Raw genomic sequence first — 21,148 nt, 5'->3', positions numbered from 1 at the left:
GACCGGTCTATAGAATTCCGTATGGCCACTCACAACCCACCACCACCCATTACCGACAACATCCCCGCCCCCACAAGGGACCGGCTGATTGCTGCGATGCTGAATGCCCTGCGACGCACCGGCTTTCATGGTGTGGGCTTGAGTGAGCTTTTGTCAGAAGCCGGTGCCCCAAAAGGGGTGATGTACCACCACTTCCCCGGTGGCAAGTCGGAATTGGCCATTGCCGCGATCGACCTGGTGGTCGGCCAGATCACCGGAGGACTGGCAAAGCTCATGCAACGACATGCGGACCCCGCAGATGCTTTGCAGGCATGGATGGCATCCGCCCAGAAACTGCTGGCTAGCAGCGGCTACCAGCAAGGTTGCCCGCTGGCCTCTATGGCCTCGGAATCGACACCGGAAGACATCGCCATTCGGGAGGCCTTGGCAAAGGGCTTCACCCATATTCGCGAGCAGCTTGGCATGGCTTTGGAAAACGCCGGAGTCGCCCCTACCCGGAGCGCCAACCTTGCGGCATTGATGGTGTCTGCGTATGAAGGCGCCCTTATCCAGGCCCGCGTGGCCGGGCAGGTGGACGCCATGCAAAACACCACCGACGCACTGGTGGACTTGATTCGTCTGAGCATCGCATCCAAACCATGAATTCCCAGCTCGCCATGAAAGCCCACCAGCCCATGAACACACCAGAGTCACTGACACTCACAACCCGCGACGGTTATACGTTGCAAGCCCTGCGTTACACCGCAGTAGGCCCTCTGCGCGGGCATCTGGTGGTCGCAGGTGCCACTGGCGTTCCGCAGTTGTTTTACAAGAACTTCGCACTCTTCGCTGCACAGCAGGGCTACACCACTCTGACGGTGGACTATCGCGGCATAGGCCTCTCCAAACCGGCTGCTCTGCGCGGCTTTCAGATGGACTATCTGGATTGGGCTTTTCACGATGTTGCAGCTGCGGTAGACGCTATGGCGGATGACACCGTTCCTCTGTTCATGGTGGGGCACTCGTTCGGTGGCCATGCATTCGGCCTGCTCCCCAACCACGACAAGGTCGCGCGGTTTTATACCTTTGCCACCGGGGCGGGCTGGCACGGCTGGATGCCACGTGCCGAGCAATTCAAGGTGCTGCTGATGTGGCACGTTATCGGCCCGCTGCTCACCCGCTGGAAGGGCTATCTGGCCTGGAGCAAGCTCCAGATGGGCGAGGACTTGCCACTAGGCGTTTACCGGGACTGGAAGCGCTGGTGCAAGTTTCCGCGTTACTTCTTTGATGACCCCGGCATGCCGCATGTGGCAGGTTTGTTCGGGCGGGTGCGCACCCCCATCATCGCGGCCAATGCGACCGATGACCTTTGGGCGCCACCCGCGTCACGCGATGCCTTTATGGCCGCCTACAGCAACACCACCGTGAGCAAGGTGGACATCCACCCCGGTCAACAAGGCATAGGGCCCATCGGCCACATGGGCTACTTCCGCAAACAGGCACAGCCTTTGTGGAGCGACGTGCTACGTTGGTTCGGCGAGCATCAGACTTCCCGCTGAATTCACAGTGCGGCGGCGCGGGCGTCCAGCTCGGCGATGCACGCTTCCATTTGCGCCCTGCACTGCTCCATCAGGGCAGGCATGTCGTCTAGCGTCATGCCCGTGGTGGGAATGGGTGCCAGTGTCTTGACGATGATGTTGCCGCTGTTCCAGCGGTTCAGGCGCATGGTCTTTTTGTAGTTGCTGCAACACAGCGGCACGATGGGCACGCCAGCGTTAATGGCCATCTGGAAGGCGCCCTTTTTGAACGGCAGCATGCCCCGGCCGAGGTTGCGGGTGCCTTCGGCAAACACCCAAATCGAAGTATCCCGCTCCTGCATCACCGCCGTGGTGTGCAACATGGCCGCTTTGGCTTTGACTGCGTTACCGCGGTCGATCAGGATGTTGCCGGCCAACCAGTAAATCTGGCCGAAAAAGGGAATCCACTTCAAGCTCTTTTTGCCCAGTGAAACCGTGCGCAGTGGCACCGCGCAACCCAGCACAAACAAGTCCCAGTTGGATTGGTGGTTGGCCACGATCACAAAGGGGTTGGGCTGGGTTTTCAAGCCTTCGGTCTCCAGGCGCATCTTCAGGCCCAGAATCTTCAGCGCGGGGACTGAAAACATCCACCCTGAGAGCCGGGAATTGTCGGGATTGAAGGGCCGGGAAAAACAGATCAGAAGGTTGACCACAGAGGCCAACAGGAACTGGATGCTGATCAGCACCAGCCGGAATAGATAGAGCATGCAATGAAGATTAAAACCGGCAAATGCCTGCCGAATGGTAACAAGTGGCCCGCCGGCGCTGTGGCTGGTTTAGAATCCATCCCGTTCAGGAGAGAGCCCTTTTTCGGGGCCGCCGAAGGCGCAGGACGGCTGATTGCAGCGGTCTGAACGCTCAGGCAAAAGGACTGATCCCTGCCGGCAAGGCTTGCTCTGCCGGCAACACCCCACTGGAGAGAGTTTGCACCGCACAGCGGCCTGCAAACCACCGAAGGAGCAACCCGCAGTCTGCGCACCCCACCCCGTGCACGCAGGCCCGGCGAATCTCTCAGGTAAAGCGGACAGCGGGGGCAGCACCGGATGGGCGCAGACTTGCGTGCATCCGGGTTTGGATTGCCCCTCCGGCGCCTTGCGCCGGGACTGTTTGGATCGCCGCCATGTCCGCTTCTGACACAACCTTGTTAACCACGCCGCTCAACGCATTGCACATAGAGCTGGGCGCCCGCATGGTGCCGTTCGCCGGCTACTCCATGCCGGTTCAGTACCCAGCAGGCCTGATGGCCGAACACCACCACACCCGCAAGGCCGCTGGCCTGTTTGACGTATCCCACATGGGCCAGCTGCGACTGAGCGGCCCGGACGCCTGCGCGGCGTTTGAGAGCCTGATGCCGGTAGACGTGATCGACCTGCCCTTGGGCAAGCAGCGCTACGGCCTGCTGCTCACCATCGAGGGCACCATCATCGATGACCTGATGTTCTTCAAAAAGGCGCAAGACGAACTCTTCGTCATCGTCAACGGTGCTTGCAAGGTGGGTGATATCACCCACATCCAAGCCAAGATCGGCAGCCGCTGCCAAGTCACCCCCCTGCCCGACTACGCGCTGCTGGCCCTCCAAGGCCCCCAGGCGGTAACGGCGCTGGCCCGCTTGGCGCCTGGTGTGGAGAAGCTGGTGTTCATGACCGGTGGAGACTTCATAGTTGATACCGGCACCCAAAAGATCAACGTGTTCCTCACCCGCAGCGGGTACACCGGTGAAGACGGTTTTGAGATCTCGGTCCACAACGAGCACGCCGAAGCCCTCGCACGCGCCCTGTTGACGCAACCCGAAGTGCAGCCCATAGGCTTGGGCGCCCGCAACTCCCTGCGCCTGGAAGCGGGCCTGTGCCTGTATGGCAACGACATTGACACCAGCACCACACCGGTCGAAGCCAGCCTGAACTGGGCCATCCAGAAGGTGCGCCGCACCGGTGGCGCACGCGCAGGCGGCTTCCCCGGCGCTACAAAAATACTAGCTGCTCTCGCAGATTCCACGGGCGCCAGCGGCACAAAAGGCACTAAAAAACGGGTGGGCCTGATTGCCCAGGAGCGCATTCCGGTGCGCGAGCACACCGAGCTGCAAGACGGCGCGGGCAACCGTATCGGCGAAGTCACCAGCGGTCTGCTCGGCCCCACCATCAACCAGTGCGTGGCCATGGGCTACATCGACGCTTCGCTGGCGGCTTTGGGCACCCCGGTGGTAGCCATCGTGCGCGGCAAACCGGTGCCCATGGTGGTGAGCGCCATGCCCTTTGTGCCCACGAACTACTACCGCGGCTGATCCAAGGCTGCTAGAGACTGAAAACTGCAGATTCAGCCGCTACAGTGGCGTCTGGCAGGTTCCAGTTCCGGTGGTTCAACCCTTTACCGCAAACCCTTTTTTCAAGTTTCAGGAGAACGTTATGTCTATCAAGTACACAGCCGATCACGAATGGCTCCAGGTCGAAGGCGATATCGCCACTGTCGGCATCACCCACCACGCGCAGGATGCGCTCGGCGACGTGGTGTTTGTGGATCTGCCCGCCGTGGGCGCCAGCATTGACGCCAAGGCCGTGGCCGGCGTGGTCGAGTCCGTGAAGGCGGCCGCCGACGTGTACATGCCCGTGACCGGTGAAATCCTTGAGGTCAACGAAACCCTGCGCGACGACCCCTCGCTGGCCAACACCGACCCGCTGGGTGCCGGCTGGTTCTTCAAGGTCAAGCTGGCCAACCCGGCCGAACTCGAAGGCCTGATGGACGAAACCAGCTACACCGCTTTCGCCGCCAACGCTTAAAGCCGCTTTGCAGGCCCTGCCTGCAAAATCCCCGGGAGCCGGCCCTGAACCAGCAGGCTACCCGTTTGTGTGAACTGCCCACCACCGAACGCCACCGCCATGTCCACTTCTGCCACAACCTCCACGCCCACCTTGGCCCAGCTGGAAAACGCCAGCGAATTCCAGGCACGCCACATCGGCATCTTTGCGGATGACGAAGCCGTCATGCTGCAAGCCATCGGCGAAAAGTCGCGCAGCGACCTGATTGCCAGCATCGTGCCCGCCAGCATTGCGCGCAAGAGCGCCATGGCGATTCCGGCGGCCATCACCGAGGCAGCTGCGCTTGCAGAACTCAAGGCGGTTGCAGGCAAAAACAAGGTGCTCAAGAGCTTCATTGGCCAGGGCTACTACGGCACCCACACCCCCGGCGTGATCCTGCGCAACATCCTGGAAAACCCGGCCTGGTACACCGCCTATACGCCCTACCAGGCCGAGATCAGCCAGGGCCGGATGGAAGCGCTGGTGAACTTCCAGACCATGGTGTGCGACCTGACCGGCATGCCGATTGCCAACGCCTCCATGCTGGACGAAGCCACAGCCGCCGCTGAGGCCATGACACTGGCCCGCCGCTCGGTCAAGGCCAAAGGCAATGTGTTCGTGGTGGCGGGCGATGCGCACCCGCAAACCATCGAGGTCATCCAGACCCGCGCGGCACCACTGGGCATCACCGTCAAGCTGGCCAACTCCCAGGAAGAATGGGATGCACTGATTGCCGGCGACGACTACTTTGCCGTGCTGGAGCAATACCCCTCCACCAGCGGCCGCTTAGGTGAAGAAGGCGAGGATGTCAAAACCGTGCACCGCAAGGGCGGCGCCTACATCGTGGCGGCCGACCTGCTGGCCCTTACCCTGCTGGTGCCTCCTGGCGAATGGGGCGCGGGCGACCCCACAGGTGCGGCCGACATTGTGGTGGGGACCACCCAGCGCTTTGGCATGCCCCTGTGCAATGGTGGCCCGCACGCCGCCTACATGGCATGCCGTGACGAGTTCAAACGCTCCATGCCCGGCCGCTTGGTCGGTGTGAGTATTGATACCCACGGCAACCCCGCCTACCGCCTGGCCCTGCAAACCCGCGAGCAGCACATCCGCCGCGAAAAAGCCACTTCCAACATCTGCACCGCGCAGGTGTTGCCGGCGGTGGTGGCCAGCATGTACGCCGTGTACCACGGACCGGAAGGGCTCAAGCGCATCGCCACCCGCGTTGCCACCCTCACGGCCATTCTGGCCAAGGGCCTGGAGCAACTGGGCATCAATACCGGACGCCCTGAGACTTTCGACACGCTATGCCTCAAGACCGATGGCGCTACTAAATCCATAGCTGCCCGCGCAGTATCTGCGGGCGTTAACGTGCGAATTGCATGGGATGACTACATCTGCATCTCGCTGGATGAGACCACCACCCGCGACGATGTCGAGCTGCTGTGGAGCCTTTTCGCCCAACCGGGCCAGACACTGCCCACGGTCGAAGCGCTGCAAGCCGGCGCACAACCTTTGATCCCCGCCGCCCTGCGCCGCACTTCTGCTTTCCTCACCCACCCGGTATTCAACACCCACCACAGTGAGACCGGCATGCTGCGCTACATCCGCATGCTGAGTGACAAGGACTTGGCGCTGGACCGCAGCATGATCCCGCTGGGCTCCTGCACCATGAAGCTCAACGCGACCAGCGAGATGATCCCCATCACCTGGCCCGAGTTCGCCAATATCCACCCCTTCGCACCCGCCGACCAGCGCGAGGGCTATGCCGAGCTGGACGCGCAGTTGCGCGCCTGGCTGTGCGCCGCCACCGGCTACGCGGGCATCAGCTTGCAGCCCAATGCCGGCAGCCAGGGCGAATACGCCGGCCTGCTCGTCATCAAGGCCTACCACGAGGCCCGTGGCCAGGGCCACCGCAATATCTGCCTGATCCCCAGTAGCGCGCACGGCACCAACCCTGCCAGCGCCATGATGGTCGGCATGACCGTCGTTGTGACCAAGTGCGACGACAACGGCAACGTGGACATGGCCGACCTGCAGGCCAAGTGCGAGCAGCACAGCGCCAACCTGGCGGCGGTGATGATCACCTACCCCAGCACCCACGGTGTGTTTGAAACCTCGGTCAAAGAGCTGTGCGCTTTGGTGCACCAGCACGGCGGCCGGGTCTATGTGGACGGCGCCAACATGAACGCGCTGGTCGGCACCGCCGCCCCAGGCGAGTTCGGCGGCGACGTCAGCCACCTGAACCTGCACAAGACCTTCTGCATCCCCCACGGCGGTGGCGGCCCCGGGGTGGGCCCCGTGTGCGTGGTGGAAGACCTGGTGCCTTACCTGCCCGGCCATGCCACGGGTGGTGTGCCCGGCACCGGTGCGGTGAGCGCCGCACCTTTGGGCAACGCAGCCGTGCTGCCCATCAGCTGGATGTACTGCCGCATGATGGGCCCGGACGGCCTGCAGCAAGCCACCGAAGTCGCCATCCTGAGCGCCAACTACATCAGTGCCCGCCTGGCTGACCACTACCCCACGCTGTACGCATCGGCCAACGGGCATGTCGCCCACGAGTGCATTCTGGATTTGCGCCACTTCAAGGAAACCTGTGGCGTCATGGCTGAGGACGTGGCCAAGCGCCTGATGGACTATGGCTTCCACGCGCCCACGCTGTCCTTCCCCGTGCCCAACACCTTGATGGTGGAGCCCACCGAGAGCGAGACGCTGGCCGAACTGGACCGCTTCATCGACGCCATGATCGCCATCCGAGGCGAAATTGCGCAAGTCGAGGGCGGTGTCTGGCCCCAGGACAACAACCCCTTGAAGCATGCTCCCCACACCGCTGCCAGTGTGATTGGCGCCGCGTGGGATCGCCCTTACAGCCGTGAGGTTGGAGCCTTCCCTGTAGCGACCTTGAAGGCGGCCAAATACTGGCCGACGGTGGGCCGGGTAGACAACGTGTATGGCGATCGCAACCTCTTCTGTAGCTGCGTGCCAGTGGCGGATTACGCCAGCGCATAAAGGTAGGTCTCACACCACTAACCATGGTTTTCAGGGCGGCTGTGCATTGCATGCCGCCGCCCTTGCCGGGCTGGCCCCGGCATCGCAGCGGGAGAGCCTGCCGCCCACCAGGGCAGCAGCGCCGAAGGAGCAACCACCCCGGAAACTCTCAGGCACCCAGGACCGCTGCGATCGTTTGCACTCTGAAGAGCTGCCGCGCATTTGTCCGCCGGCACACCGCAGGAGCAAGCCGGCTGCCCACCAGGCAGTGGGTGAATCTCTCAGGTCTCAAACAGAGGGGGCTCGCCTGGCACACAGTGTGCACAGGCGTGTTCCCTTGTTTGCGACACACAGAGAGAGCTCACATGAAACATATTGCCATCATCGGCGGCGGCATCACCGGCGTTACCAGCGCCTACACCCTGGCCAAGGCCGGCTACAAGGTCACCCTGATCGAGAAGAACCGCTACGCGGGCATGGAAACGTCCTATGCCAACGGCGGCCAGCTCTCGGCTTCCAACGCCGAGGTCTGGACACACCCCAGCACCCTCGTGAAGGGCCTGAAGTGGATGTTCACCAAGGACGCTCCCTTGCTCATGAACCCCGCACCCACCTGGCACAAGCTGAGCTGGATGACCGAGTTTGTGGCCTCCATCCCCAAGTACCGCGAGAACACCGAAGCCACCACCCGCCTGGCCATTGCAGCACGCGAACACCTGTTTGCCTGGGCGCAGGCGGAGGGCATTGACTTCGACCACCAGCGCAAAGGCATCCTGCACATCTATCGCAACAAGGCAGGTTTTGAACACGCGGGCAAGGTCTCCACCATGCTGGCAGCTGGGGGACTCGCTCGCCGCACAGTCACACCTGAAGAAATGCGCGCCATCGAGCCCACCCTGCAAGGAACCTACTACGGTGGCTACTACACCGAGAGCGATTCCACCGGCGATATCCACAAGTTCACTCACGGCCTGTCGCAAGCCTGTGCGCGCTTGGGCGTGACCACGCTCTACGGCCACCAGGTCGCCAGCGCCAGCACCGACGGCACGGTAGCCACCCTCGAGCTGCAACACGAAGGCAGCACTGAGACCCACCGGTTTGACGGCGTGGTGGTATGCGCCGGCGTGCAAGGCCGTGGCATTGCCGCGCAGCTGGGCGACCGGCTGAACATTTATCCGGTCAAGGGCTACTCCATCACTGTGCAACTGAACGACGAAGCCAGCCAGCAAGCCGCGCCTTGGGTCAGCCTGCTGGACGACGAGACCAAGTTAGTGACGAGCCGCTTGGGCGCAGACCGCTTCCGCGTGGCAGGCACTGCCGAGTACAACGGCATTGACTACGACATCCGCGCCGACCGCATCCGCCCGCTGATTGCATGGGTGAACCAGCTGTTCCCTGGTGTGAACACCCGCCGCTGCGAACCCTGGGCCGGCCTGCGCCCCATGATGCCCAACATGATGCCCCGCGTGGGCCGCGGCAAGCGCAACAACGTGTTCTACAACACCGGCCACGGCCACTTGGGCTGGACGCTCTCGGCCATCACCGCCCACCAATTGGCCGGGCATGTGCACCAGCAGCTGCCGGCCTGATCTACCATTTCTCACCGACCTTAGGAAACCAGCATGGCAGTCTCCGTATTCGACCTGTTCAAAATCGGCATCGGTCCCAGCAGCTCGCACACGGTGGGGCCAATGCGGGCCGCCCGCCTGTTTGTGGGCCGCCTGCAGCACGAGGGGCTGCTGACGCGCACCGCCGCTGTGCGATGCTGGCTGCATGGCTCGCTGGGCGCCACCGGGAAAGGCCACGCCAGCGATGTAGCGGTGCTGCTGGGCCTCTCCGGGCTGGAACCCGACACGGTGGAGGTGGAGCAGATTGCCCCCACGCTGGCCGGCATCCGCGGCAACAAGAGCATCCAGCTCGCGGGGCAACACGCGATTGCCTTCAACGAAAAAGAAGACCTGCTTTTCATGCGCGCGCCCCTGCCCTTCCATGCAAACGGCATGCGGCTGGTGGCGCTCGACGCTGCAGGTCAGGAACTGGCGAGCCGCATCTACTACTCCGTAGGCGGCGGCTTTATCGTAAGTGACGAGGTAGCCGCCGACGGCAGTCGCCAAAAGGTGATTGCGCCGGACGCCACCGTGCTGCCCCTGCCCTTCACCAGCGGCGAAATGCTGCTGGAGGTGGCACGCCGCGAGGACTTAAGCATTGCCGAGGTGATGCGCCGCAACGAGCAGCACTGGCGCAGCGATGCCGACATCGACACCGGCCTTCTGCGCATCTGGAATGTGATGCAAGACTGCGTGAAGCGCGGCTGTGCGACCGAGGGCGTGCTGCCGGGCGGCTTCAAGGTCAAGCGCCGTGCCAAGGCCCTGCGTGATGCGCTGGTGTCCAAACCTGAGGAGGCCTTGCGTGATCCGCTGCAGGTGCTGGACTGGGTCAACCTCTATGCCCTGGCCGTGAACGAAGAAAACGCCGCAGGCAGCCGCGTAGTCACCGCACCCACCAACGGGGCAGCAGGCATCATCCCCGCCGTGCTGCACTACTACAGCCGTTTTGTGCCGGGCGCGAGTGATGCCGGTGTGATCGACTTTTTGCTGACCGCTGCGGCCATCGGCATCCTGTACAAAGAGAACGCCTCCATTAGCGGCGCTGAGGTGGGCTGCCAAGGCGAAGTGGGCGTGGCCTGCAGCATGGCCGCCGCCGCCCTTTGTGCGGTGATGGGCGGCACACCCGAGCAGGTGGAGAACGCCGCCGAAATCGGCATGGAGCACCACCTGGGCTTGACGTGTGACCCGGTGGGCGGGCTGGTGCAGATCCCATGCATAGAGCGCAACGCGATTGCGTCGGTCAAAGCCATCAACGCCGCCCGCATGGCCCTGCGCGGCGACGGCAGCCACTTCGTAAGCCTGGACAAGGTCATCAAGACCATGCGCGAAACCGGCGCGGACATGAGAACCAAATACAAAGAGACGGCCCGCGGCGGGCTTGCGGTGAACATCGTGGAGTGCTGATCGGCCGCGACTGAGCGCCTTGGCGAAGGCACAATCCCGGTTTACTTCAGGGGAGTCGGGTCATGCTCAAAAGTGCGTTGTTTGCGTTAACGACAGCCGTTGTTTTGACGGGCTGTGCGAGCCTGCCAACGAGCGCACCCGACGGGTCAGTGGGTGTGGACGGCGTAGCGTGCGTAGGCACCCCGCAGGTACCTGCGCAAGGCGTGCAGGCCTCCGACAACCCGGCCTTGATGGCCATTGCCCGGCTTCCCAGCGACAAGGGCGGCGTGTGCGAAGCCAAGGTGCTGGCCGTCACCGCACCCGTGGTGCTCTACCGGGTGTTTGATGCTGACAAGCCCTACACCCAATTGGGCAGCTGGTGGTCCCTGCAGCCGCCTTCGGGCACCAAAGAGCAGTACCGCGCGGACAACGCCATCTGCCCGGAATGGAGCCCTTTGAACAAAGTGGTGTCCTGCCAGGTGCGCCCCGGCACTCAGCTGGTGATAGGAACCACCCAAAGCGCGCAGTGTGCCGATGGCAGCATCTACCCCAAAACGGCGCAAACCCAAGTGTTTGTGCCCAACGACAGCCGCGCCGGCATCGTGCATGTGGGCGCGTGCAGCGCGTTGAGTGACTGGCCTTGAGGGCTCCGATCAGGTATGTGATTTGCCGACAAAATGAATCCCGTGAACCGCGACTTGAAAAAAAGTTTATCTCTGAATCAAGTTAGTAGCCATGCGAGACTCCCACGATACATACGCTGTTGCTTTGTTGAAGGCTTGGTTCAAGGAACACCAAGGGCTTTTCAACACTTACAACTTCAAATCTGAATTCAAAGCCACTGCCAATGGCTCTGCTCTGGTCCGATTGGAATCAACGCAATACATGACAGAGGTCTGTGTGTGGGATCACGCCTCTTGCATGGACGTACAAATCTTGGAGATTGCCACCGAGATAAGTTCATTTCCCCACGTAGGCGAATGCACTACGAGACAAGAGTTCGAGAGTGAACTTTCAAAGATGCTCGTCTGGGCGAAAAGTAACGGAGATGTTGGTCATTAATGTTTTCGTCTATAGCCATACTGACGTTGACGAAACTGCTCCGAAATCAATAGCTGCCCGCGCATATTCCATGAGCGACAGAGGCCGAAATCATTTAAAACTTCGCCTCAATAATCCCTTGGCCTGATCAATCGCACCAGGCGCTTTTACACGCTAAGCCAGCGCGTTGCGCACGATGGCGGCGCGCAGGCGGGTCAGCTCTTCCACGCCCAGGATGTCCCGCAGTTGGGCCACCACGCGGCTGACGGCTGCGACATCGGTGATGGGTTCGCCATCCCACTCAGTGCCCATGTGTTCGGTGCCCAGCACTTCGGCGAACTGGCGGTAGGTTTCTGTCATGCGCTGCACACTGCCTTCGCCTTCGGGGAACAGACGCTCGGCGCGGTCGTTGGCGCCTATGCGGCGCAGGGCGCGTTCAAAGGGCTCCAGCCGGGCCTCTACATCGCGGGTGATCCAGAGCACGTATTTCTGTTTAATTTGCAGCAGCCGGTCGGAGTGGTCCAGGGCTTCCTGTGTGGGTCCTTCGCGGAACAGGGTGCGCAATGCGGACAAAACTTCGGCCACATATTCCTCGCAGAAGGCAACGTGCTTATCAAAGGCGGTAGACGCCATGTGCGAGCCTGCCGCCAGAGAAAACCGCTGCTGGGATTCAGCGAGCTGGCTCTCCTGCTGGCGCTTGGCCTGCTCGCGCAGGATGTCCACCACCACCGCCGACAGCGCGCCGAAGATGGGCACGGCCGCCAGCGTTTGCACCAACTCGCCATGCGGCAGCAATAGCACTACGACGAGCGCGACGAGGATGACGGCCAAGAGAGCCAGAATGTGTTTGCGTTGCATACGTGCGGGTACAAGCTTTACCAAAGCACGACTGTAGCGCGACAGCCAACATCTGCTTGCAAGCGCATTACACAGCTTTACCCACGTTTGCCGGAGCTGCAAACCTGCTTCACAGCCGGCGAGCACCATGAAGGTCCCTTCACTTAGGAACCTCTCCATGAAAAAACTGTTGATCACGTCTTTTGTTCTTGGCTCTTTGGCTGCAGGCTCAGCGTTTGCTGCTGGCCCTGCCGGCGGCACGGATCTGTCCGGCTTCAGCATCGGCACCAATGTCGAATTCTCCCGCGGCACGGTGAGCGCCAACGACGGCAGCTCAGACGGAAGCGCCACCACCAGCGCCGGCATCAATGCCCGCTACGACTGGTCGCTGACCCCTACTTTCGCAGTGGGCTTGGGCGCAAGCTACAGCACCGGTAACCATGCGTTCGGCAGCTACGCCAACGGTACCGCCGCCACTGTGAACAACCGCTACTCGCTGGATATCGTGCCCACGGTGGCCTTGTCCAACAACTACCAGCTCTACGGCAAGTTGTCATCCATCTACGGCACGGCCGCCAGCACCGATGGCGTGGCCACCAGCAATGTGCAGGGCGTGGGCTACGGCATCGGCGTGCGCAAGATGCTGGACAAAAACCTCTTTGTGCAAGCCGGCTATGACCTGAACAAGTTCAACGACATCACCTACAGCAACGGCACAACGGCCGCACTGCAGGAAAACGTTTACAGCATCGGTATCGGCTACAAGTTCTAAGGTCCGTCAGACCTTGAACTGGTCCACGGCGCGTTGAAGGTCCTGCACCCGTTGGCGCATGGCCTCAGCCGCCGCAGCCGTATGGTTGACCTGCTGGTGGTTGCTGCGCGTGTCTGCGCGCATCTGAACCACCGCGCTGCTGACCTCCTGCACGCTGTGACTTTGCTGCTGACTGGCCGCCGAAATTTCGCCCAGGATTTCGGTGACCTGGCGCACAGCGTTCACGATGTCTTGCATGGTGTTGCCGGCGCGGCCCACCAGCTGGGAGCCGCTTTCCACCTGTTCTGCCGAATGGCTGATCAGTTGGCGGATTTCTTTGGCAGCCTCCGAGCTGCGCCCGGCCAATGAGCGCACCTCGCTGGCCACCACGGCAAAGCCGCGGCCTTGCTCTCCGGCGCGGGCAGCTTCTACGGCTGCATTGAGCGCGAGGATGTTGGTCTGGAAGGAGATGCCCTCAATCACCGCAATGATGTCGACCACCTTGCGCGAACTGTCGGTAATGGCCTGCATGGTGCTTACCACTTCCCCCACTACCTCACCGCCACGCTGGGCAATGCCGGATGCGCTCACCGCGAGGGTGCTTGCGCTTTGGGCGCGTTGTGCATTTTCGCGGACGGTCGAAGTCAGCTCTTCCATGCTGGCTGCCGTTGAGTCCAGCGCATGGGTCTGCATCTCGGTGTGTTGCAAAAGGTTGGCGCTGGCGTGCGCAATGTCGCCGCTCGATGCCGTCAAGGGTTGCGTGCTGTCCTTGATGCGGGTTACCAGGTCGGTGAGCGTGTCTTCCATGGTGCCCATGGCGTCCAGCAGCCTGCCGAATTCGCCCCCGCGGGTGTTATCAAAGTCGTGGCTCAGATCACCGGCAGCCACCGTCTCGGCAATGTGAATGGCATCGGCCAAGGGGCTGGAAATACTTTGCACCTGCCGGAACGCGGAAAACACCCCTAACAACACCGCCAGCACCGCAAACAGCACCATGCTGCTTTGCGCATCACCCGCCAGCGTTTTGAATTGGGGGGCTTGCGCCACCACGGCATTGAGGGCGGAGTAACCGCTGTACAGAACCGCCAGTGTCAGCGCGAGCACCAGCGCATAAGTCAGCGCCATGCGCCGGCTCAAGGTCATGGAATCAAAAACGGGCATAAGCGTTCCGGTAGTAAAGGTGGAGTACGAGGCCCCGACCACCACAGTGTAGGCACAAGGCTGCAAGCCTTAACCCCGAAAAAAGCGGGGTTTACCCGCAGCCTATGGGGGCCAAAAAATCAGGTGACTGCGGCCCAAGCGACCCTACATTGCCGACAATGGTGTTTTTTCATTCGCACGAGAAAACTCCCTATGCAAGCGCCCCATGCCCCCCTGCCCAAGTGGTCCGTCGCCTGGCCTCTGATTGCCTGGTGTCTGCTGGCCAGCAATATGGCCGGACTGGCTGGCGGCTGGTGGGTTGCTTTGCTGGCCGCCGGGTTGGTAGGCGCGGTACTCTCCGCAGTGCACCATGCCGAAGTGGTGGCCCATCAAGTGGGTGAGCCCTACGGCACCTTGGTGCTGGCGTTGGCCATTACGGTCATTGAGGTGGCACTGATCGTGTCCATGATGCTGGCCGGCGGTCCGCAAACGACCGCGCTGGCGCGCGACACCGTGTTCGCGGCCGTGATGCTGATCCTCAATGGCATTGTCGGCCTGTGCCTGCTGGCGGGTGGCAGCAAGCACCGTGAGCAGACCTTCGGCCAACTGGGCGTAAGCGCGTCGCTCACCACATTGGCCGCCATTGCGGTGCTGACACTGGTCTTGCCCAACTACACCACCAGTGTGGTCGGGCCGGTGTACAGCGCCAGCCAGCTGGCCTTTGTGGCGGTGGTGTCTCTGGTGTTGTATGGCACCTTTGTGCTGGTGCAAACCGTGCGCCACCGCGACTACTTTTTGCCCCAAACCGGTGAGGAAGCCCATGCCGCGCCCCCGGGCGTCAAGGTGGCAGCCATGAGCAGTGGCCTGCTGCTTCTGGGTCTGGTTGCAGTCGTTCTTTTGGCCAAAGCCCTGGCGCCCACCATTGAAGCTGCCGTGGACCGGGCCGGTGCTCCGAAAGCCGTGGTGGGCATCATCATTGCCATGGTGGTGCTGCTGCCCGAAGGGCTTGCCGCGTTCCGGGCAGCCCAGGCCAACCGGCTGCAAACCAGCCTGAATCTGGCGCTGGGCTCTGCCTTGGCCAGTATCGGCCTCACTATTCCGGCTGTAGCCATCGTGTCTTTGGCGACCGGCTGGACCCTGACACTCGGGCTGGATGTGAAGTCCGTGGTGCTGCTGTTGCTGTCTTTGTTCGTGACCAGCTTGTCATTGAGCACGGGACGTACTACCGTATTGCAAGGCACGGTGCATCTGGTGCTGTTGGCAACTTACCTGTTCACCACTATCGTGCCCTGAATCGGCCAAGGCTTGACCAATATCAATCTGACAAGCCGACGCACCGCTACATTGGCCCTGATGGGAGTCCGGATGCCAAACTTTTGCAGAGCCCTGATCATTGCCACTGCGGCACTGATGCTGCTGGCCGGCTGCTCACCCGGGGAACCGGAGCATGCTCTGACCTATAGCCAAGGGGCCCGTGAGGGCACGGTGCCTGTCTACCGGTTTGCGGTTCACCCACTGCATAGCCCGCACAAGCTGCTGCAAACTTACCAACCCTTGATCGACTACCTCAACGCGCATCTGATCAATGCGCATCTGGAGGTGGAGGCCTCCAGAGATTACAGAGCCTTTGAGGTCAAAGTCGGAGAAGCCGGGCCCGCATTCCTATTGCCCAACCCGGTGCAAACCCTTCTCGCGCGTCAGAGGGGTTATCAAGTGTTGGCCATGGCTGGCGACGCCGAAGACTTCAGGGGCATTTTCATTGTGCGCAAGGATGCAGGCATACGCCAGCCGCAAGACCTGAAGGGCAAGACAGTCAGTTACCCCTCGCCGACCGCATTGGCGGCCGCCATCATGCCGCAGTATTTTTTGTACAAGCAGGGTGTTGATGTGCAGCGGGATCTGAAAAACTCCTACGTAGGCTCTCAGGAGTCTTCCATCTTGAACGCCTACCTCGGCACTTCGTCCGCTGCGGCAACATGGCCACCCCCTTGGCGCATGTTCCAGAAAGACCACCCTGCCGAGGCTGCCCAGATGATGCAGATCTGGGAAACGCCCCCCCTGATCAACAACTCGGTAATGGCCCATGAATCGGTGCCTCTGCCCGTTCGCCAACAAGTCAAAGCACTACTGGTCGGGTTGAAAAAAGTGCCTGAAGGCGCAGCCATACTGGCGAATCTGGAGACTGCAGCTTTCTATCCTGCGGACAACCAGAGCTACGATGTAGTGCAAACCTATCTGCAAACTTTCGAGCAAAACGTGCGGCCGGTACAACTCCAATTGAACTGATGCGACTCTCTCTACGCCAACTGCTTCTGGGAAGCCTGCGCCGCCAGCTCATGGTGGGCATGGCGCTGGTGGTTCTGCTAATGATGCTGTTGCTGATGTGGGAACTGGCCCAACGCCAACACAGCGAGGTCAAAATCCGGCAAACCGAGCAGGCCACCACCATGGCCGAGAGCATTGCTTTGTCTTCCAGTGTCTGGGTGGCATCCCGCGATCTGTCCGGATTGCAAGAGATTGTGGACAGTGCTGCCGCATTTCCGGACATCCGCTACGTCATCGTTCTGGACAGGCGTGGGCAGGTCTTGGCCCATTCGGACGCTGCGCGTCTGGGTCAGTACATGAACGACCTGCCGGAAGAGCCCAACACTCAAACCTTGCAAGACGCCAGTACTTTGCTGGATCTGGTCAGTCCGGTCATGCTGGACGCCAGACACCTCGGCTGGGTGCGTATCGGGATGGGGCGCACCCAGTTCAACACACAGGTCGAGCGCATGCTCCAAAGCGGGCTTTGGTACCTTGCCAGCAGCATCGCACTGATTGGTCTGTTCGCATCGATCACGGGCCTGTATTTCACCCGCCGCCTGAACGCCATCAGCAAGGTGGCTGACGCGGTGCAAGCCGGCGACACCGGCCGGCGCGTCGACATCAAGGGCAGCGACGAAGCGGCCCGGCTCGCGCAGGAATTTAACGCCATGCTGGACACCTTGCAGCAACGCGAGCAGGAACTGGTGCAATCCCGGGATGCACTGCGGATTGCAGCCACCGCTTTTGAGTCCAACGATGTCATGTTTGTGTGCGACGCCGATTGGCGGATCCTGCAGGTGAACTCAGCGTTCCAGCGGGTAACCGGTTACCTGCCGGAAGAAGCGATCGGCAAAGCACCACGGGACCTCATGGGCTCCGGGATTCAGACCCAGGAGTTCTATGAGGTCATGAACGAGAGCATCCGCTCCAACGGGAGTTGGCAGGGCGAGGTCTGGGACCGACGCAAGAACGGAGAAACCTACCCTGCATGGACCACCATCACGGCAGTGCGGTCCGAAAGCGGAGACGTTACCCACTATGTGGCCAATCTGTCCGACTTCAGTGCGCGCAAAGCCGCTGAGAACGAAATCAAAACACTGGTGTACTTTGACTCGCTGACCATGTTGCCCAACCGGCGCATGCTCATGGGTCGCCTGGAAACTGCCATGCACGCAGCCCTGAGCACAGGCCACTTGGGCGCCCTGCTGTTTGTGGATCTGGACGACTTCAAGACGCTCAACGACACACTGGGGCACCACCAGGGCGACATCCTGTTGCAGCAAGTGGCCAACCGCCTGCAGTCCTGTGTGCGGGAAGCTGACACTGTGGCACGCTTGGGCGGCGACGAATTTGTGGTGATGCTTGAAGGCTTGAGCAAAGACGTGGCCGAGGCTTCGACACAAGCGGAGGCTGTAGCGGGCAAAGTCATGCAGGCCCTGAACCAGCCTTATGACCTTGGCACACTGACCCGCAGCAGCACACCCAGTGTGGGCATCACGGTGTTCGGCAAGCAGCAGGAATCCCTGGATGAGCCTCTCAAGCGGGCAGACCTAGCGATGTACCAGGCCAAGGCTGCAGGACGGAACACCTCGCGTTTGTTTGACCCCAAAACACAAGCCGCGGTGACCCTGCGTGCGGACCTGGAAGCTGCTCTGCGCACCGCCCTGGAAGAGGAACAGTTTGTCCTCTACCTGCAGCCCCAGATCTCCGAAGACGTGCGCGTTACCGGTGCCGAGGCCTTGATCCGCTGGCAGCACCCCACGCGGGGTCTCGTGATGCCCGGCGAGTTCATTGCCGTGGCAGAAGACTGCGGAATGATTGTTCCTATCGGTAACTGGGTGTTGAACACGGCTTGCAAGCAATTGGCTTTGTGGGCCACCCAACCGGCCTTTGCCCACATGACGATCGCAGTCAATGTGAGTGCCAAGCAGTTCCACCAGCATGACTTCGTAGAGCAGGTGCTGGATGCGCTTTCGCGGCATGGCGCCCAAGCAAGCGGCCTCAAGATCGAGATTACCGAGAGCATGTTGATTGCCAACGTCGATGATGTGATTGTGCGCATGGAGGAGCTTCAGCACCATGGCGTGGGCTTTGCCATGGATGACTTCGGTACCGGTTATTCATCCCTTACCTACCTCAAGCGCCTGCCGTTGGATGTGCTGAAAATCGACCAGAGCTTCGTGCGGGACGTACTGGTAGACACCAATGACGCGGCGATTGCCAACATGATCGTCGCGCTGGCAAATAGCATGGGCCTGAGCGTGATTGCCGAGGGCGTGGAAACGGTGGAGCAAATGCAGTATCTGGCACGGCATGGCTGCCATGCATACCAGGGCTACCTGTTCAGCAGACCGGTGCCTGTGGAACGATTCGAAACTTCTCTGGCGGACTTTTTGAGGCCGCTACAACCAGCCGAAACGATCACGCAGGTGTAGCAACCCGGTGATTGAGGCGCCACACGCGGATGGCACACCCCATCGCGCCCACGGCCATCACCGCAGTAGCCCAGAAAACACTCTGCAGCCCCCATCGGGCGCTGAGCTGTCCGCCCACCAGACCACCGATCACGCCCGGCACGCCATAGCCGATGACGGTGTACAGCGCTTGCCCACGCCCGCGCAAGCTGCCGGGAAAGTGGTGCGACACCAAAGCGATGCAAGCACTGTGATGCGCCGCAAATGTGAGCGCGTGCAGCGCCTGCATGACTGCCAGCAGCCAGAGTACCGAGGCCATGGACGCAGTAACTCCCATGCGCAATGCCATCACTCCGGCACACAAAACCAACCATCCACTCAGGCTCAGCCGCGGCATCCAACGACTCTGGGTAAAAAACCAGCCGATCTCGACCGTGACCGACACTGCCCACAGCACCCCGATCATGGTTTTGGAATAGCCCAGCGAATCCAGATACAGCGAGAAGAAGCTGTAGATGCCCATGTGGGAAAGAATGTGAAAAAACACCGAGGCAAAAAACCAACGTACCACTGGCTGGGCCAACACCGGAAGGATGGGGGCCGACGTTGAGCGCGATGCCGCGTGCTGCTCTTTAACATCAGGCATGCGGAATGCAAACACCAGCAAGGCTGCCAGACTCAAAGACACGATGAGCGGAAAGCTGGCCATGCCCACATGCTCATACCAAGCACCTGCGGCCATCACAGCCAACATGAAGCCCAGCGAACCCCACAAACGCACCCGGCCGTATAGCTTGGTGTCAAACACCCCTCCCCTGATCACCACATGGGCCACTGCCGCCTCAGTCATGGGCATCATGCCGCTGGTTTGCAGGTAGATCACTAACAACACCAGCCCCAGCCACCAGAAGCCGCCGTTCCACCAGAGCCCCGCAGAAGCGAATAGCGCCAGACCGGCACCCCATTGCATCAACCTGGCGCGCTCACCCGTGCGGTCGCTCAGCGCACCCCAGGCATAAGGGGCAAACATGCGGGTCGCGGCTTGAATGGAAGTGAGCACACTGATGGTCACCAGGCTCAGGCCTAAACTCTTCAACCACAGCGGCAAAAACGGGTTCATCAGCGCGCCGTGTGCGCAATACACGGCGGAAAGCGCGGCAAAGGGCAAGACCTGCCGCATGCCTGGTGCGGCGGCCTGCTGAGGCGTATCGCTCAAATGCTGCCAGGAATGGGCGTGAGCGTAGGCACCACATCGCCACATTGGGCGCGGTGGCGCAGTGCGTGGTCCATCACCACCAAAGCCAACATGGCCTCGGCAATGGGGGTGGCACGTATGCCTACGCAGGGGTCGTGGCGGCCTTTGGTCACCACCTCGGTCGGAATGCCTTGGGAGTCAATCGAGGCGCGTGGCGTGATGATGGAGCTGGTGGGCTTGATGGCAATGCTCACCTCTAAGTCCTGCCCGGTGGTAATGCCGCCCAACACACCACCTGCGTTGTTGGTGGCAAAGCCTTCAGGAGTCAGGGAGTCGCCATGCGTGGTTCCGCGCTGGGCCACGCTGGCGAAGCCGGCGCCAATTTCCACGCCCTTGACGGCATTGATGCCCATCATGGCGTAGCCGATGTCGGCGTCCATCTTGTCAAACAAAGGTTCGCCCAAACCCACCGGCACGTTGCTCGCCTTAACGCGGATGCGGGCACCGCAGGAGTCGCCGGCTTTGCGCAGGGCGTCCATGTAGTCCTCAAGAGCCTGCACATCGGCCACGGGGGCGAAAAAAGGGTTGTTGGGCACGTGATCCCACGACTCGAACGCGATAGGCAACTCACCCACTTGGGTCATGCAGCCACGAAATTCGGTGCCATATTTTTCTTTGAGCCATTTCTTGGCCACAGCACCTGCTGCCACCATGGGCGCCGTCAGGCGGGCGCTGGAACGGCCACCGCCGCGCGGATCGCGGATGCCGTATTTCTGGAAGTAGGCGTAGTCCGCGTGGCCGGGGCGGAAGGTGTCGAGGATATTGCCGTAATCCTTGCTGCGCTGGTCGGTATTCTGGATGAGCAGCGCAATCGGGGTACCCGTCGTTTTGCCCTGGTACACACCGCTCAGGATTTGCACCGCATCCGGCTCGTTGCGCTGGGTGACGTGGCGGCTGGTGCCTGGGCGGCGGCGGTCCAAATCGATCTGGATGTCAGCTTCTGAGAGCTCCATGCCCGGGGGGCAGCCATCAATGATGCAGCCGATGGCCGGGCCGTGGGATTCACCAAAGTTGGTGACCGTGAATGTGTGTCCGAAGGTATTGCCGCTCATAGTGCCCCGATTATCCCCGACGCGGCTG

The 21,148-nt window shown here is 61.4% G+C and carries 18 protein-coding genes and 4 riboswitches; of the genes, 13 read left to right on the top strand and 5 right to left on the bottom strand.

All coding sequences use genetic code 11. From position 1 onward, the window contains the following. The first annotated feature begins 21 nt into the window (after nt 1-21). A complete protein-coding gene (locus tag ACOAP0_RS17115; RefSeq protein WP_498377411.1) occupies nt 22-642 on the top strand; it encodes a TetR/AcrR family transcriptional regulator in 621 nt (206 codons plus the stop codon). Continuing rightward, complete coding sequence (locus ACOAP0_RS17110; protein WP_498377410.1) at nt 639-1,538, top strand: alpha/beta hydrolase family protein; 900 nt, start codon at nt 639-641, stop codon at nt 1,536-1,538. Before ACOAP0_RS17115 ends, ACOAP0_RS17110 begins: the two co-directional genes overlap by 4 nt. 2 nt (nt 1,539-1,540) lie before the next feature. Here the strand turns inward: ACOAP0_RS17110 and ACOAP0_RS17105 are convergent, their stop codons facing one another. Continuing rightward, a complete protein-coding gene (locus ACOAP0_RS17105) occupies nt 1,541-2,263 on the bottom strand; it encodes a 1-acylglycerol-3-phosphate O-acyltransferase (RefSeq protein ID WP_498377409.1) in 723 nt (240 codons plus the stop codon). 76 nt (nt 2,264-2,339) lie between these two features. Next, nucleotides 2,340-2,440, top strand: a riboswitch (glycine riboswitch). 19 nt (nt 2,441-2,459) lie between these two features. Further along, nucleotides 2,460-2,594: riboswitch (glycine riboswitch) on the top strand. An 82-nt stretch (nt 2,595-2,676) separates the two neighbouring features. Here ACOAP0_RS17105 and gcvT point away from each other — a divergent pair. The 7 genes from gcvT to ACOAP0_RS17070 all read left to right on the top strand — a co-directional run bounded on the left by gcvT (nt 2,677) and on the right by ACOAP0_RS17070 (nt 11,385). Further along, nucleotides 2,677-3,837: a glycine cleavage system aminomethyltransferase GcvT gene (gene gcvT, locus ACOAP0_RS17100; protein WP_498391478.1), complete on the top strand. Its 1,161-nt coding sequence runs from the start codon at nt 2,677-2,679 to the stop codon at nt 3,835-3,837. A gap of 121 nt (nt 3,838-3,958) precedes the next feature. Then, the gene (gene gcvH, locus ACOAP0_RS17095) at nt 3,959-4,330 is read left to right on the top strand and encodes a glycine cleavage system protein GcvH (protein WP_498377407.1); all 372 of its coding nucleotides are present in this window, start codon (nt 3,959-3,961) and stop codon (nt 4,328-4,330) included. Nucleotides 4,331-4,429: 99 nt separating this feature from the next. Continuing rightward, nucleotides 4,430-7,354 carry an aminomethyl-transferring glycine dehydrogenase gene (gene gcvP, locus ACOAP0_RS17090; RefSeq protein WP_498377406.1) on the top strand — a complete coding sequence of 975 codons (2,925 nt, stop codon included), beginning with the start codon at nt 4,430-4,432 and terminating at the stop codon, nt 7,352-7,354. 78 nt (nt 7,355-7,432) lie between these two features. Further along, a riboswitch (glycine riboswitch) is annotated at nt 7,433-7,529 on the top strand. Beyond that, a riboswitch (glycine riboswitch) is annotated at nt 7,530-7,639 on the top strand. It begins immediately after the preceding riboswitch. A 59-nt stretch (nt 7,640-7,698) separates the two neighbouring features. Continuing rightward, nucleotides 7,699-8,922, top strand: coding sequence for a D-amino acid dehydrogenase (locus tag ACOAP0_RS17085; protein WP_498377405.1), 1,224 nt, complete (start codon nt 7,699-7,701; stop codon nt 8,920-8,922). Between the two features lie 33 nt (nt 8,923-8,955). Beyond that, nucleotides 8,956-10,344 (top strand): L-serine ammonia-lyase, encoded by a 1,389-nt coding sequence (locus tag ACOAP0_RS17080; protein ID WP_498377404.1) that lies wholly within the window; start codon nt 8,956-8,958, stop codon nt 10,342-10,344. 62 nt (nt 10,345-10,406) lie between these two features. Continuing rightward, nucleotides 10,407-10,967 (top strand): hypothetical protein, encoded by a 561-nt coding sequence (locus tag ACOAP0_RS17075; protein WP_498377403.1) that lies wholly within the window; start codon nt 10,407-10,409, stop codon nt 10,965-10,967. A 91-nt stretch (nt 10,968-11,058) separates the two neighbouring features. Beyond that, entirely contained in the window at nt 11,059-11,385 is a 327-nt protein-coding gene (locus tag ACOAP0_RS17070) for an immunity protein TriTu family protein (protein ID WP_498377402.1), read from the top strand. 153 nt (nt 11,386-11,538) lie between these two features. Here the strand turns inward: ACOAP0_RS17070 and ACOAP0_RS17065 are convergent, their stop codons facing one another. Further along, a complete protein-coding gene (locus ACOAP0_RS17065; protein ID WP_498377401.1) occupies nt 11,539-12,222 on the bottom strand; it encodes a hypothetical protein in 684 nt (227 codons plus the stop codon). A gap of 157 nt (nt 12,223-12,379) precedes the next feature. Here ACOAP0_RS17065 and ACOAP0_RS17060 point away from each other — a divergent pair, with 157 nt between their 5' ends. Further along, nucleotides 12,380-12,973: an outer membrane beta-barrel protein gene (locus ACOAP0_RS17060; protein ID WP_498391477.1), complete on the top strand. Its 594-nt coding sequence runs from the start codon at nt 12,380-12,382 to the stop codon at nt 12,971-12,973. Between the two features lie 6 nt (nt 12,974-12,979). Here the strand turns inward: ACOAP0_RS17060 and ACOAP0_RS17055 are convergent, their stop codons facing one another. Further along, entirely contained in the window at nt 12,980-14,113 is a 1,134-nt protein-coding gene (locus ACOAP0_RS17055; RefSeq protein ID WP_498377399.1) for a methyl-accepting chemotaxis protein, read from the bottom strand. Nucleotides 14,114-14,305: 192 nt separating this feature from the next. Between ACOAP0_RS17055 and ACOAP0_RS17050 the strand changes: the two genes are divergently transcribed. The 3 genes from ACOAP0_RS17050 (at nt 14,306) to ACOAP0_RS17040 (ending at nt 18,834) form a co-directional block, all read left to right on the top strand. Beyond that, the gene (locus tag ACOAP0_RS17050) at nt 14,306-15,385 is read left to right on the top strand and encodes a calcium:cation antiporter (protein ID WP_498377398.1); all 1,080 of its coding nucleotides are present in this window, start codon (nt 14,306-14,308) and stop codon (nt 15,383-15,385) included. Nucleotides 15,386-15,457: 72 nt separating this feature from the next. Beyond that, on the top strand, nt 15,458-16,378 hold the full coding sequence (locus ACOAP0_RS17045; protein WP_498377397.1) for a PhnD/SsuA/transferrin family substrate-binding protein: 921 nt from the start codon (nt 15,458-15,460) through the stop codon (nt 16,376-16,378). Then, on the top strand, nt 16,378-18,834 hold the full coding sequence (locus ACOAP0_RS17040; RefSeq protein ID WP_498377396.1) for an EAL domain-containing protein: 2,457 nt from the start codon (nt 16,378-16,380) through the stop codon (nt 18,832-18,834). The genes ACOAP0_RS17045 and ACOAP0_RS17040 overlap by 1 nt, the downstream gene beginning before the upstream one ends. Here the strand turns inward: ACOAP0_RS17040 and ACOAP0_RS17035 are convergent. Beyond that, nucleotides 18,821-20,029, bottom strand: coding sequence for an MFS transporter (locus ACOAP0_RS17035; RefSeq protein ID WP_498377395.1), 1,209 nt, complete (start codon nt 20,027-20,029; stop codon nt 18,821-18,823). The genes ACOAP0_RS17040 and ACOAP0_RS17035 overlap by 14 nt on opposite strands. Next, nucleotides 20,026-21,120 carry a chorismate synthase gene (gene aroC, locus ACOAP0_RS17030; protein ID WP_498377393.1) on the bottom strand — a complete coding sequence of 365 codons (1,095 nt, stop codon included), beginning with the start codon at nt 21,118-21,120 and terminating at the stop codon, nt 20,026-20,028. The genes ACOAP0_RS17035 and aroC overlap by 4 nt, the downstream gene beginning before the upstream one ends. Nucleotides 21,121-21,148: the final 28 nt, after the last annotated feature.

It is taken from the genome of Curvibacter sp. Hmag1.1, assembly GCF_059769165.1.
This window is presented reverse-complemented; position numbering and strand designations above follow the sequence as displayed.

What these genes read in the sequence shown, in the direction of transcription:
- ACOAP0_RS17115 (WP_498377411.1), top strand. Translation starts at nt 22, where the DNA reads ATGGCCACTCACAACCCACCACCACCCATTACCGACAACATCCCCGCC.
- ACOAP0_RS17110 (WP_498377410.1), top strand. Translation starts at nt 639, where the DNA reads ATGAATTCCCAGCTCGCCATGAAAGCCCACCAGCCCATGAACACACCA.
- ACOAP0_RS17105 (WP_498377409.1), bottom strand. Translation starts at nt 2,263, where the DNA reads ATGCTCTATCTATTCCGGCTGGTGCTGATCAGCATCCAGTTCCTGTTG.
- gcvT (WP_498391478.1), top strand. Translation starts at nt 2,677, where the DNA reads ATGTCCGCTTCTGACACAACCTTGTTAACCACGCCGCTCAACGCATTG.
- gcvH (WP_498377407.1), top strand. Translation starts at nt 3,959, where the DNA reads ATGTCTATCAAGTACACAGCCGATCACGAATGGCTCCAGGTCGAAGGC.
- gcvP (WP_498377406.1), top strand. Translation starts at nt 4,430, where the DNA reads ATGTCCACTTCTGCCACAACCTCCACGCCCACCTTGGCCCAGCTGGAA.
- ACOAP0_RS17085 (WP_498377405.1), top strand. Translation starts at nt 7,699, where the DNA reads ATGAAACATATTGCCATCATCGGCGGCGGCATCACCGGCGTTACCAGC.
- ACOAP0_RS17080 (WP_498377404.1), top strand. Translation starts at nt 8,956, where the DNA reads ATGGCAGTCTCCGTATTCGACCTGTTCAAAATCGGCATCGGTCCCAGC.
- ACOAP0_RS17075 (WP_498377403.1), top strand. Translation starts at nt 10,407, where the DNA reads ATGCTCAAAAGTGCGTTGTTTGCGTTAACGACAGCCGTTGTTTTGACG.
- ACOAP0_RS17070 (WP_498377402.1), top strand. Translation starts at nt 11,059, where the DNA reads ATGCGAGACTCCCACGATACATACGCTGTTGCTTTGTTGAAGGCTTGG.
- ACOAP0_RS17065 (WP_498377401.1), bottom strand. Translation starts at nt 12,222, where the DNA reads ATGCAACGCAAACACATTCTGGCTCTCTTGGCCGTCATCCTCGTCGCG.
- ACOAP0_RS17060 (WP_498391477.1), top strand. Translation starts at nt 12,380, where the DNA reads ATGAAAAAACTGTTGATCACGTCTTTTGTTCTTGGCTCTTTGGCTGCA.
- ACOAP0_RS17055 (WP_498377399.1), bottom strand. Translation starts at nt 14,113, where the DNA reads ATGCCCGTTTTTGATTCCATGACCTTGAGCCGGCGCATGGCGCTGACT.
- ACOAP0_RS17050 (WP_498377398.1), top strand. Translation starts at nt 14,306, where the DNA reads ATGCAAGCGCCCCATGCCCCCCTGCCCAAGTGGTCCGTCGCCTGGCCT.
- ACOAP0_RS17045 (WP_498377397.1), top strand. Translation starts at nt 15,458, where the DNA reads ATGCCAAACTTTTGCAGAGCCCTGATCATTGCCACTGCGGCACTGATG.
- ACOAP0_RS17040 (WP_498377396.1), top strand. Translation starts at nt 16,378, where the DNA reads ATGCGACTCTCTCTACGCCAACTGCTTCTGGGAAGCCTGCGCCGCCAG.
- aroC (WP_498377393.1), bottom strand. Translation starts at nt 21,120, where the DNA reads ATGAGCGGCAATACCTTCGGACACACATTCACGGTCACCAACTTTGGT.